The sequence below is a fragment of the Exiguobacterium sp. A1_3_1 genome (genome assembly GCF_048985645.1).
GTDB lineage: Bacteria > Bacillota > Bacilli > Exiguobacteriales > Exiguobacteriaceae > Exiguobacterium_A > Exiguobacterium_A indicum.
Genome location: NZ_WBYY01000100.1, coordinates 1 through 11,481 on the forward strand (window position 1 = coordinate 1; position 11,481 = coordinate 11,481).

Here is an 11,481-nt window from a genome sequence, read left to right on the forward strand (position 1 = left end):
TGTGTATAAGAGACAGACATAGTGCCGATCAAAGCCCGTCTCCTTGAAGAAGACGGGCTTTTTGGTGACGTTAGATGACAGTCATTGCGCTCAAGAAGACGAAGAAGAAGGTGATGCCGCTCGTCAAAATCAAAAAAGGGAGGACAATCAGTAATTCGAGGTGCGGACGAACGCCATGATAGAACAGAAAGAACAGTGTTAAACAGGCGGTCGTGATCGTCAACGCAAGTGAAACGATCAATTGGTGAAGGGGTTCGATGAATGGAATGAGAGACGAACCTGTGACCGTATCGAAGGCGAAACCGAAGGACAAGAAAATGAGTAAGTACAAAATTGATTTTTGACGAAACATGCGGCATGTCTCCTTTACTGAACGATACATTCAGTATAGTGCCTAGCCTGTCATTCTTACCTAACAAAAATGTAAGAATGTGGCTGATTTCAAACAGCTGAATCGTTCTTGTATAGTAATGTCAAACGTGTCATCAAAAAATAGAGAAAAGCGGCGCTACTCGCAATTGCCTGAAAATAGAGCGGTTGAAACAGACCATTGAAGACGATTAATAAGATGCCACCAATAAGTAAGGCGATGCCTTGATTCAGGAAGAGATGTGATGTAAAGGAAAGTAGACGCGTTCGGAAGCGGAAGTAACGAATTGCGTCAGTCAGGATGCCGCCAACCGTGATGACAATCATAAACGATAGTAATGTCTCAAAAACACCTGAATAATACCCAGCGTCCGTCTCGGGCATAAGCCGCGGTGACGACGGGAGATGTTGATACAGCATCAAAAAAATCCAATTAGTCATCAGTAGTCGAAATGACAGACGGATCATGGTGTTCCTCCTTCCCGGTTTTCATGACGATGAATAGACGGGTGACCATTACATATAAAATGGCAGCGACTACGTTTCCGGTAAAACATACTGCAGGAAGCGAAGTGAACAAAATGAATGCGCCAGCAAACACGAAGACCGTACCTTGATGAACGAGGAGATGCGTAGTCCACGGTAGCGAACGTTTCGTAAAACGAACAGCTAACAGCAAGTCAGCCATCGCGATGCTGCTGAAGAACAGTAGCATGACAGCGTCCAACTGTTCATTGACCAACTGCTCCGTGTAGGACAAAAACGGCACCATCATCGTCATCGAACCAAACAAGTGGAGAAATAAAAAGAAGCTGAGGACGGTCCGAGCAAGCCACCCGAATAGATAGGGGAGGAATGCCGGATACTTCCGTGCTGATTCGGAGACAAGAAGATACACCAATGCTACTCCAGAACAGAACAAGACAAAATAGAACGAAAATGGATTGGGTTGCACAAGTAGATAGAGGACGATACTTGCGAACAACGCGACGACTTGATTGAGGATGATCCGTTGTGCGAATGAGATAGTAGAACGGAATAACAGGCGCGGCAGCTCTTCTGTTAAGAGTGCGCCGATTAGGATGACTGGACCGGCAAACAGTAGACCAATCAGGAAGAAGTCGGTAAAGGACGTGCCGTATAGTGCTGGATTCCCCATCTCAAGCCCAGCAATCAGTGCGTACAAGAAAGCAAACAATATCGCAGAAATGAAACTGCTCTTTACGATCGATACCATGAGATAAGTCCTTTCCGTTTGTTGCTCAAAATAGTTTGTACCAATACAGCGTCAGATTGATGTCTGGATTGGCGAATTGTTTTAGGCTATCGACTCCACCAAGCACGAAGCCTTCCCGCTCGTAAAACCGGCAAGCCATCAGATTATCGTCCTGTGCTTCAAGGGATAGACCGATCAACTCACGTTGCTGTGCCCACTTCGTCGCAGCGGCGAGCAGTTGGTGTCCAACGCCTAGTTTACGAAACGTTTGTTTGACGGCGATATTCTCGATGTAGGCGAAACGGTTCCAGTCACGAACGAGACGAATCTGACCGATACAAGAAGTGCCGGAGAAGGCGAGGAGGACGATACGATCTTGATGATCAATATAAGTAGACCAATCGAGACGATCGTCTGGGAAATGGGTTTCAGTAGCTGTTTCATAAAGTTCTTCCGTATAGGACCAGGCGGTACCGGAAAACTGTGGAACGATGCGTCCGATGATCGGAAACGCGTCGTTGGCTTCATTGACGAGTGGAATGCTCTCGGGCGAGAGCGGGCGAATCGTCAGCTGTTTCGTCTCTTTCATCGTTATTCTCCTTTATGTCTATTGAGATATCCTTCACTCTCTTCATCATCTCCTAAATACTGAGAACTGTCACGAGGAGAGATACGAGAACAGGTCAATTTTTAGCTGAAAACGGGTTTTAATTTTTCTAAAAAAGGAATTGCATGAACAGGAACGAATACATAGTCAGAAGACGATGAAACATTACAGAGAGACAGCAGTAGAGGACGTGACAACATGAACATGGATACGGTCAACCAGTATCTCGATGCCTATGGATATGGCGTTATTTTCATCTTTTTATTTTTTGGCATCGTCGGGATTCCGGCACCGGAAGAATCGCTACTCGTCCTGATTGGAATCTTAAGTGGTCAGAACGAAGAACGTTTGATTTATTCAATCTTAACGGCATACGCCGGGACGTTCGTCGGTATGTTGACGGCATATAGCGCGGGGCGCTTCTTCGGACCGACCGTCTTACGATACGGTCGTTTCATCGGATTGACGAGAGAACGCTGGGAGCGGGTGTCGAACGGCTACATGGGACGGATTAATCGGACGATCATCGCCGGTCTTTATATTCCGGGCGTGCGGCAAATCAATCCGTATTTTGCAGGCATGAAGCGAATTCCGTTCGGTCGGTATTTCTGGGTGTCGGCACTTGGTTCCGCGCTATGGGTCGTTCCTTTCGTCTTACTCGGTCACTTTGCCGGAAAGACGTTTCATATCAAGCCGGAAGTCGTACCGTATTTCGGACTTGCCTTACTCGTATTGTTCCTGCTCGGTGTACTCGTCAAATGGATTAAGCGTAAACGGCTCGAAAAACGCGTCGTTTCAGGGAAAAACCAAGCGGGAAAAGAAGACTAAGCGATACTTCTTTTTAAAGGATTTTTGCGGATAGTTTGAAGGAGTGGACATACGATGCAAAAAATAGTGATCTTTCCTTTTTTAAGGATGCGATCCGGTCATCATCTCGTCGCGGAAGCCATCGCCGAACGATTGCAGGGACCAGATGTTGAAGTCAAGGAAGTAGAGTTACTCAGTACAATCAGCCCGTTCGCGGAATGGGTGACATCGAAGTTTTATCTGAACTGGATCCGACATTTCTCAAACGGTTATAGTCGTTTTTATCATCGGCATATTGCCGGGCGTTCGAGTAACGCGCGCTCGACCGGATGGACGTCGCATTATTTCCAACAACAGATGTTACGAATCATCCGAACGGAACAACCGGATGTCATCATCTGTACGCATGCGTTTCCATCTTATCTCTTGAATCAATTGAAGGAACGAAACCTTTGTGATGTACCCGTCATCAATGCCTATACCGATCTATTCGTCAGTCGCGTCTGGGGAAAGACGCACATCGAGTATCACTTGTTGCCGAATCGTGAGGCGAGGCGGGAATTACACGCGCATCATGCCGTACCAGAAGAGCGGTTGTTCGTGACGGGAATTCCTGTCCATCCAGCCATTTTTGGTGGTTCGATCATTCGTTCGACGCAGTCACGCAAACAAATTCTGGTTGCGGGCGGAAACGGTGGACTCGGTCAACTCGAGACGTTGCTGACGCAAATCGAACAGTGTGCAGAAGCTGATTTTCATGTCTTGTGCGGGAACAATCAGACGCTCTATAAACGGTTAGCTTCGCGACGTCATCCACATATTCATCCACTCGCCTATATCGATTCACGAGATGAGATGAATCAACTGTATGAACGGATGGATGCGATCGTCACGAAGCCGGGAGGCGTGACGGTCAGCGAAGCATTCGAAAAACGTGTTCCGCTGTTCATTCAACACGTCCTACCGGGGCAAGAAGAGATCAATCGTACGTATTTGATGGAGAAAGGGCTTGCGTTCTCCTTTAATCAAACGGATTCACTCGCGGATGTCATCCGTCGGACGCTTGAGAATCCGGACGTCATGCATGCTTGGCAACAGGCGGTCACGCAGTATCAAAATGATTGCGTCATGGCCGATCAGCGGTTTTTCGCGGAACGAATTGCGGGTTGCCTGCAAGATCGTCGTCAAAAAGTAAATGGATAATAAGGGAGTTAGTTTACATGCGTTCACGTCTTGTCACAGCGGGAGTTCTCGCGACACTTGCTTATACGGTCGTTCCGTATATGGCGTCACGCGTCTTCGGATGGCGCGTGACGAAATCACTGGACTCACGATCCATCGCCTTGACGTTCGATGACGGTCCAGATCCTGTCTATACGACAGAACTGCTGGATCTCTTACAACAAGAAGGCATTCACGCGACGTTTTTCGTCGTGGGTCATAAAGCAGAAGCACATCCGGACCTCATTCACCGGATGCACGAAGAAGGGCATCAACTCGGGATCCACAATTATGTCCATCGACCGAACTGGTCGATGCGACCGTCGACAGTCCGGACAGGCATCGAACGGACAGCAGCAATCATTGAACGGATCACGGGCGAACGTCCGACGGTCTACCGTCCACCGTGGGGCGCACTCAATGCTGGAGATGTCCTCTGTCCTCCTTCTTACGAAATGATTCTCTGGTCGAAGATGGCGGAGGACTGGAAGCTAGAGGGCGGGAAGGCGAAAATCAAACGGCTGCTATCAAATGTGTCAGAAGGAGACATCATCTTGCTCCATGATAATGGGGATACGTTCGGTGCGGATCCACAAGCACCCATGCAGACGATCGCGGCGCTGAAAGAACTCTTACCGGAGTGGAAAGCACGTGGCTTACAGTTTCGGCGAATCGATCAAGCGTAAAGAAAGAGGACTTACCGGTTTCATGGTAAGTCCTCTTTTGCATGGATGAAGCATTGCGTGACATGTCGTCCTCGTCTGCATGACGATGATGGAGGATCTGTTTTTGCATCATCCAGCGCAGTCTACTCAATAATCGAATGCGTATGATAAAGATTAAGAACGGACCGGTTCACGGTCTTGCGTCGTCATCGCCGCCTCAGCATCGACCTCGTACAGAATGACACGGTTCCGCCCTTGTTCCTTGGCGGCATATAACGCTTCGTCGGCAAGGATATTCATCCGCTGAGCAGCGACGTGTTTCCCATGGGCGATGCCAACGGACGCTGTGATCGAGATGGCGGGAAAGCCGTCGAGCTGAAAGCGCGTGTTCGCGATCCGCTCCCGGATTCGGTTGGCGACCTTCGCGACTTTCGAAGGCGTCAAATCATAGATGAGGACCATGAATTCCTCTCCCCCGATGCGCGCCGTGATATCATGCGGACGCGTTTCTTCCTGTAAGATCCGTGCGAACTGTTGCAAGACGAGATCCCCGTTTGCATGCCCGTATGTATCGTTGACATGCTTGAAGTGGTCGATGTCGAGTGCGAGCACATTGTAGACACGTCCTTCTTCTTCGAGCAACGCCGTCCGTTCGTCCCAAACCCGGCGATTGTACAGTCCCGTCAAATGATCAAGTTCCGCTGATTGTTTATAGCGCTGCACTTGTTCGTTGAGCAACTGAAAATCAATCGTCAACAGACTCGATAAGAGTCCGACCGCCAGTCCAATCGTCCATGTCGAAGCGAGCAAACGAAGAGCGGCGTCACTGAAGCCAAGATTGATCGAGACGGCAATCGAGATCATGAACAACGCCCAAACGTTCATGATGAGATTTTGCAGGAATGGTCGGTGGAGCAACCGTTTATGGATGAAGTACATCCCGGTGCTGATACCAAGGACTGCAAGAAACGCGACGACCGCTTGTGGTGTCCAGCCGAAATAGAACCGGGAGCAGCCGATGATCAGCGTTGCGATGATCAGGGGCGAACGGACGCCATAAAAAGCGAGCAAGACGAGTGGTAAATGACGCAAATCCATCCGTAACGACTCGTTGACGGCGATCCCCTTAAACATCAACAGTACCCCGAGCAGCCCGGTCGCGAGACCGACGATGAAGGTTTTCAAGTTACTTGACGCAAGGCGCTGACTATAGATGATTTTAGCGATCAAATAAAAGCCGGTGAAGGCGATGCAAGCATTCAATAACAACTCGGCAATGAACATGACTTTCACATCCTTGAGTGTGATACTTTCACGATAGCAGTTTGATAAAGGATGTCAACGAGAGAGTCTCAAAATTTTAAAGATTCAGGTAAAGACTTGCTTAAACAAATTCATTTGGTAAAATTAGAGAGCTTTAGGGAAGGAGTGGGATGAGAATGGAACTGAAGCATGTCACGATGGAAGCGCGAAAATTTGATGGACGTCCGCACTATTCATGGGACGGCTATGTCCTTGAACAGACGGAAAACTATTTGCTAGTCGCGAATACGCCCGGGCGGACTCTTTTGCATCATCGTCGCGAAGCGGTTTATACATATGCCAATTATAGTCTCGAATTCTATCCACTTGATGCGGATTTTACGGTCGGTCTCGATTTAGAACGGACGGGAGAGGTGACGTACTACTGTAACATTTGCTTACCGTCGATTCTTCAAGGAAATACCTTATCGTTCATTGATCTGGATCTCGATCTCGTCCATCGCGAGGGCGTGTGGACGGTCGTCGACGAGGACGAATTTTTAGAGAACCAACAATTGTACGATTATCCGCCTGATGTGATTGAACGAGCCCGTGCATCGTTACTGAACCTACAAGAACGAATCGCGCAGCAACAGTTTCCGTTTGACGGCTTTTTGGATTCATTCATCCCGACCGTCCTGCAGATGAAGAAAAGGGGAAATGACACATGAAGACGATTCGTTGCCACCGGGCATTTGGTGTCTATGGATTATTGATGAAGGAGGATGCCTTACTCGTCATCGACAAGAATGGTGGACCGTATATCAATCGCTATGACTTACCAGGGGGAAGCCTCGAAGAAGGAGAGACGCTCGCTACGGCGATGCGCCGGGAATTCACGGAAGAGACAGGGCTCGAAGTTGCACTCGAACGACAGATCGGCGTCGCGGACTTCAAGCTTCCGTGGGATTGGCGCGAGTTCGACGAAGTCCATCACATCGCCGTCTTTTATCACGTCCGACAGACGGGTGGAACGCTGAGTATCCCCGAACAATTCGTCGGACAAGACTCGCTCGGTGCGCGCTGGGTCAAGGCGAGTGACGTCTCGATTGATAACGCGTCACCGCTCGTACTCGAAGCGTTTCGCTGGATCGAGGAACAGCGACTCGATCTCGAGGCACGACACTTTTCGAATTGGGACGTCTTAAAATGAACAGGAGCGCTCTTCGTTAATGGAGAGCGCTTTTTCTTATGAGTGATTCGCTAACGCAGCATCAAGCCGTCGTTTTTGATGGCGATGGTGGGCGAGATGATACGTGACGAGAGCATACCACTCGGCGGCATTCAACCATCCCATCCCACCGTGGTGCGTCTTTTGGTCAGGGGCTGTCGACTGGGCGACCATGGCAAGTGATGCGTGACGATCGGTCAACTCAAGCCAACGCGTCCGCAATCGGTCGACGTGAGCCGTCTCGTCCGGTGGTGCGTTCATCGCATCCGGTAATCGAATCGGTGTCGCCGGAAACGCACCGGCAGCAAACAGCCTTTCGCCAAACGGTGACTTTCCGGACGTAGTCACGGGTGCGAACTGGCACGACTCGACCTCATCTAAATACTCATGACTGACGACGATCAGATGGTCGTACATCTGGCTGATCGACCATGTGTCATGATCCAGATGATAGATCAAAGCATTCGGCTGATAGTGATCAAGCTCCTGTAGATAATAGGTGAATAGTTCGTCCATCCTGTCACTCCTCTCAAAAAACATCTCCCTATTCTTTTCGAACAATCATCGACTTCTTCCTGTCATATGTCCTAGAAAGGAGGAATCACCATGCAAGCCCCATATCTTCCGGTTCCCCATACGCTCTTACGGAGCGGGACGGCATTTGCGTCCGTCCATGAAAAGATGATTTACCTGATTCTTGAGAGCTTCAGCGGTCAGGATGGTCAAGCGTTCCCGTCCTATCAGACGATCGCCGACGCTGTTCCGTGCAGTAAATCGACGGTCAAGTCGTGTATCCAGTCCTTGATTGCAAGCGGTCGGATCGAGAAAGTCGAACGCTTCACGAAACACGGGGGACAGACCTCGAATGCTTACCGTGTCCTGCCCCGTGTCGAGACACCTTCCCCGGCGAGTCACGAGACGACTGCCCCCGAGGTTTCTGCTGACTCCGAAGAAGAAGTCTTGAAGAAAACGACTTTAAAAAAGGAACTGGTGCAGCAGTACGAGACGAATCTCGGCAAGGCGACACCACGAATCGAGCAAGAATTGCTACAGCTGGCAACAGACCATCCGATCGATCGCATCCTGTATGCAATCGAAGAAGCGGCGCGAGCGAACAGTCGTCATTTTGGCTACATCGAGCAAGTCGTCAAGCGTCTTGCGACTGGATTACCGGCTGAACGGCGGAAACGAATAACCAAACGTTCAAGAAGAGACACTTCATTATTTCAATTACCGAATTGGATGGAACGAGAAAAAGCAGCGCAACGAGCATATGAAGCACACCATAAAGAGAAACAGACCATACCTGACGACGTCGAAATTGCTGAACTATTACAAGGACTGGCAAGGGAGGGAGCCTGATGCAACTGGAAGAATTACTCCGACGTGCCAATCAAAAACTATCCGTTCCTGGCATGCATCCGTCTGTCGTCCGGATCGCGCGTGACGCGATTCGAGAGCTGTATCCGCATGGGATCAAACTCGGTATAGCACAAAGCTTTCGAAGCATCGCGGAACAGAATGCGTTGTATGCAAAAGGACGGACGACACCAGGACCCATCGTGACGCAAGCCCGCGGAGGACAATCGAACCATAACTTCGGTGTCGCAATCGATGTCTTCCTTTACGAAGACGGAGCAGTATTCCTTTCTCCACCAGATGCGCGACTCCGACGAATCGTTGCAGCGATGAAACGACGCGGAATGGACTGGGGAGGGGATTGGTCTCGTTTTCCCGACTACCCCCACTTTGAACTGTACGATCATGTCAGTCTAGCGCGTCATCACGTTCCAAAACAAGGACGCTATCTCCGGGAAAAAATCCAAGCACCGGAACTCGTCCGAGCCCTTGAAAAACGCTTGGGACTTGTGGTGACGGGAGTCTTTGATGCCCGATTGACGCACGCCGTTCGAACGTTCCAACAGACGTGTCGTCTAGTCGCTGACGGGATCGTTGGTCCGCAAACATGGCGTCGTCTCTTTCCGGTGTCCCCATGATTCGTCTTCAGGCGTGGATCCGCCTCTTGATTCCTCTCTATGTTTTTCTTGAGTTACTCTTACCGACGCTCGGTTTTACAGCATTGCCAGTATCGTCAAGTGACGTCGAACGGTTCGTGACGGGTCTGATCGGACTGGTCGGTCTACTCGTCGCTTGGTGGAAGAACAATGATGTGACAGAACGAGCACTGAGACGAAGGCAGTCACAGGAACAGCTGGAAAACACATCCCTGACCGATTAAGAAGGCTGGAAGCGTTTGGAATGTGCTAGCAACGGGCATTATTTCATACAAACGACTAACAGTTTGATTTCAAGACACCGATAGAAGGGATAGACTTTAGTCAATTAGAAAGAGAAAGAAAGGTCGGTCTTTTTGTGAAATGGTCAACGTTGCAGCGCTATTTGTTTTTGGCACTCTGTGCGCTATTGTTTACAAGCGTCTGGAGTTATCAAGCTTTCCTGAAAATCGAACGAGAAAATGCACGCATCTTAAACGAGGCGATTCCGATCTCGACGGAAGCAGCGGAGTTGTTTCCGGCGTTACTAAATCTTGAACTGGTCGTTCGCAGTTACATCCTCTCACCGAACGAGGCGGATCTAGCGCAGTATGATCGGACGATTGATCGGCTAGATCAAACGGTCGAACGACTCAATCAACTCGATGAGAATCATCCGATCATGCGAAAGCTCGTCCGAACGGAAGCGATTCCCCGGATCGAGACAGCCATCCGATTTTATGATGCCCAACTGGCACTCGTTCGAAACGGGGATCAAGCAGCCGCTGAGGCAAAGCGTTATCAAGGGATGCAGTTCATCGAGACGTTTCGCCCGATTGATGCCCGTCTACGGACGGACGTCAACCGAATCATCGCCGAAGCAACGAATCGTTCCGAGCAAGCATCGAGTGCTGCGAAATGGGTCATCGTCGTTGTCGCAAGCATTGCCGTTCTGGTCTTGATTGCCTTCATCCAGACGTTTCGGATGGAACGCAGTAAACGAGCCTTGATTCATCGTTCGCTTCACGACGCCTTGACCGGTATCCCGAATCGGCGGGCGTTCGATGAACGATTAGAACATCTTCTCGAAGAAGCCAAACAACAGCAGACACCACTCTCCCTGATTTTGATCGATGTCGATGCCTTTAAATCGTATAATGATACGTATGGTCATTTAAAAGGGGATGAATGTTTAAAGGAAGTCGCCCGCGTCTTGAAGCGTCAAGCACGGCATGGGCAAGTCGCACGGTACGGTGGGGAGGAGTTCACGGTCCTGTTGTCGCGTGGAGCAGAAGAAACCCGGCACATTGCAGAACGAATTCGTCAGGATATTCTCGATTTGAATATCGTACATGAACGGTATGAACCACTTTGCCGGGTCAGTGTCAGTCTTGGCTTGACGTCGCTCGTACCTGGAGCAGAGACGACGGAAAAAGAGGTGATCGACCAAGCCGATCAAGCGTTGTATCGGGCGAAAGAGAATGGTCGGAACCAAATCGGTGACATGGCAGGGTAATGCATAATCAGATGGGAATGAAGAATGGTGATACAGGTAGGATTTGTTTTTGAAAAAACGGAAAACATGGAAAACGCTGCTCGAACGGTCTTGGATGCATTTCATTCAGACATACGAGTTCTCGGATACAGTTACGCGACGGATATTGATGGATCACATTGGGGCGAGGAAAAAGGTCTTCCGAAAGACTGGCGTCCATTGCTGAGTCATCATTACGGGAATGCCTCGCTCGTTTTCTTTGCGTATCATGGTTTAACGACAATACCTGTTCGAATGACGATTGAAAAAGAACCAGACTGTTTCGGTTTTCAATTCGGTTTTCAAGAAGAGAATTTAACTGCGTGGTCACTCGATCAGCAGGAGACGATTTTCATGGAGGATATGCAGAGGATTGCCAATCGATCGAATGCTTTATATGCCTATTGTGATTTTGATGCAGAAATCGAGCATTTGATAACAGAACGGGAACGCATCAATCAAGAATATGCGATTGTCTATTGGTCCAAGGAGCAGACTTTTTTAAAGAACGCATGGAAAATCGATGGTTTTACAGACCGATGAACACAAAAATACCCCGCGTGAGAGTTTGCTTCTCATACGGGGTATTTTAAAG

16 protein-coding genes are annotated in these 11,481 nt (G+C 49.3%); 10 read left to right on the top strand and 6 right to left on the bottom strand.

Going from position 1 to position 11,481, the window contains the following annotated elements; translation table 11 throughout:
- Positions 1-70: 70 nt before the first annotated feature.
- The 4 genes from F8N00_RS11275 to F8N00_RS11290 form a co-directional block, all read right to left on the bottom strand.
- Positions 71-352: a hypothetical protein gene (locus F8N00_RS11275; RefSeq protein ID WP_255998487.1), complete on the bottom strand. Its 282-nt coding sequence runs from the start codon at positions 350-352 to the stop codon at positions 71-73.
- 89 nt (positions 353-441) lie between these two features.
- A complete protein-coding gene (locus F8N00_RS11280; protein WP_023468172.1) occupies positions 442-837 on the bottom strand; it encodes a hypothetical protein in 396 nt (131 codons plus the stop codon).
- The gene (locus tag F8N00_RS11285) at positions 803-1,606 is read right to left on the bottom strand and encodes a hypothetical protein (protein WP_421018224.1); all 804 of its coding nucleotides are present in this window, start codon (positions 1,604-1,606) and stop codon (positions 803-805) included. The genes F8N00_RS11280 and F8N00_RS11285 overlap by 35 nt, the downstream gene beginning before the upstream one ends.
- Positions 1,607-1,631: 25 nt before the next feature.
- Positions 1,632-2,174, bottom strand: a complete 543-nt coding sequence (locus tag F8N00_RS11290; protein ID WP_023468174.1) for a GNAT family N-acetyltransferase — start codon at positions 2,172-2,174, stop codon at positions 1,632-1,634.
- A gap of 216 nt (positions 2,175-2,390) precedes the next feature.
- Between F8N00_RS11290 and F8N00_RS11295 the strand changes: the two genes are divergently transcribed.
- Genes F8N00_RS11295 through F8N00_RS11305 form a run of 3 tightly spaced genes read left to right on the top strand, consistent with a single transcriptional unit; the run spans position 2,391 to position 4,906 of the window.
- Positions 2,391-3,020, top strand: a complete 630-nt coding sequence (locus F8N00_RS11295) for a DedA family protein (protein WP_421018225.1) — start codon at positions 2,391-2,393, stop codon at positions 3,018-3,020.
- Positions 3,021-3,074: 54 nt separating this feature from the next.
- Positions 3,075-4,202: an MGDG synthase family glycosyltransferase gene (locus F8N00_RS11300; protein ID WP_023468176.1), complete on the top strand. Its 1,128-nt coding sequence runs from the start codon at positions 3,075-3,077 to the stop codon at positions 4,200-4,202.
- 17 nt (positions 4,203-4,219) lie between these two features.
- Positions 4,220-4,906, top strand: a complete 687-nt coding sequence (locus F8N00_RS11305; RefSeq protein WP_023468177.1) for a polysaccharide deacetylase family protein — start codon at positions 4,220-4,222, stop codon at positions 4,904-4,906.
- A gap of 153 nt (positions 4,907-5,059) precedes the next feature.
- On the opposite strand, the gene F8N00_RS11310 is transcribed toward F8N00_RS11305, so the two are convergent.
- Positions 5,060-6,169 carry a GGDEF domain-containing protein gene (locus tag F8N00_RS11310; protein WP_421018226.1) on the bottom strand — a complete coding sequence of 370 codons (1,110 nt, stop codon included), beginning with the start codon at positions 6,167-6,169 and terminating at the stop codon, positions 5,060-5,062.
- A 155-nt stretch (positions 6,170-6,324) separates the two neighbouring features.
- On the opposite strand from F8N00_RS11310, the gene F8N00_RS11315 reads away from it, so the two are divergent.
- Positions 6,325-6,858: a DUF402 domain-containing protein gene (locus F8N00_RS11315; RefSeq protein ID WP_421018227.1), complete on the top strand. Its 534-nt coding sequence runs from the start codon at positions 6,325-6,327 to the stop codon at positions 6,856-6,858.
- Positions 6,855-7,340: an NUDIX hydrolase gene (locus tag F8N00_RS11320; RefSeq protein WP_421018228.1), complete on the top strand. Its 486-nt coding sequence runs from the start codon at positions 6,855-6,857 to the stop codon at positions 7,338-7,340. Before F8N00_RS11315 ends, F8N00_RS11320 begins: the two co-directional genes overlap by 4 nt.
- Positions 7,341-7,376: 36 nt before the next feature.
- On the opposite strand, the gene F8N00_RS11325 is transcribed toward F8N00_RS11320, so the two are convergent.
- The gene (locus tag F8N00_RS11325) at positions 7,377-7,874 is read right to left on the bottom strand and encodes a DinB family protein (protein WP_058265858.1); all 498 of its coding nucleotides are present in this window, start codon (positions 7,872-7,874) and stop codon (positions 7,377-7,379) included.
- 90 nt (positions 7,875-7,964) lie between these two features.
- Between F8N00_RS11325 and F8N00_RS11330 the strand changes: the two genes are divergently transcribed.
- From F8N00_RS11330 to F8N00_RS11350, 5 genes are all read left to right on the top strand, one after another.
- Positions 7,965-8,720 carry a helix-turn-helix domain-containing protein gene (locus tag F8N00_RS11330; protein WP_023468182.1) on the top strand — a complete coding sequence of 252 codons (756 nt, stop codon included), beginning with the start codon at positions 7,965-7,967 and terminating at the stop codon, positions 8,718-8,720.
- Complete coding sequence (locus F8N00_RS11335; RefSeq protein ID WP_058265860.1) at positions 8,720-9,355, top strand: M15 family metallopeptidase; 636 nt, start codon at positions 8,720-8,722, stop codon at positions 9,353-9,355. The genes F8N00_RS11330 and F8N00_RS11335 overlap by 1 nt, the downstream gene beginning before the upstream one ends.
- Complete coding sequence (locus F8N00_RS11340; RefSeq protein WP_023468184.1) at positions 9,352-9,597, top strand: phage holin; 246 nt, start codon at positions 9,352-9,354, stop codon at positions 9,595-9,597. Before F8N00_RS11335 ends, F8N00_RS11340 begins: the two co-directional genes overlap by 4 nt.
- 134 nt (positions 9,598-9,731) lie before the next feature.
- Positions 9,732-10,868, top strand: coding sequence for a GGDEF domain-containing protein (locus F8N00_RS11345; protein WP_023468185.1), 1,137 nt, complete (start codon positions 9,732-9,734; stop codon positions 10,866-10,868).
- A gap of 24 nt (positions 10,869-10,892) precedes the next feature.
- Positions 10,893-11,429, top strand: coding sequence for an Imm64 family immunity protein (locus F8N00_RS11350; protein WP_035397551.1), 537 nt, complete (start codon positions 10,893-10,895; stop codon positions 11,427-11,429).
- Positions 11,430-11,481: the final 52 nt, after the last annotated feature.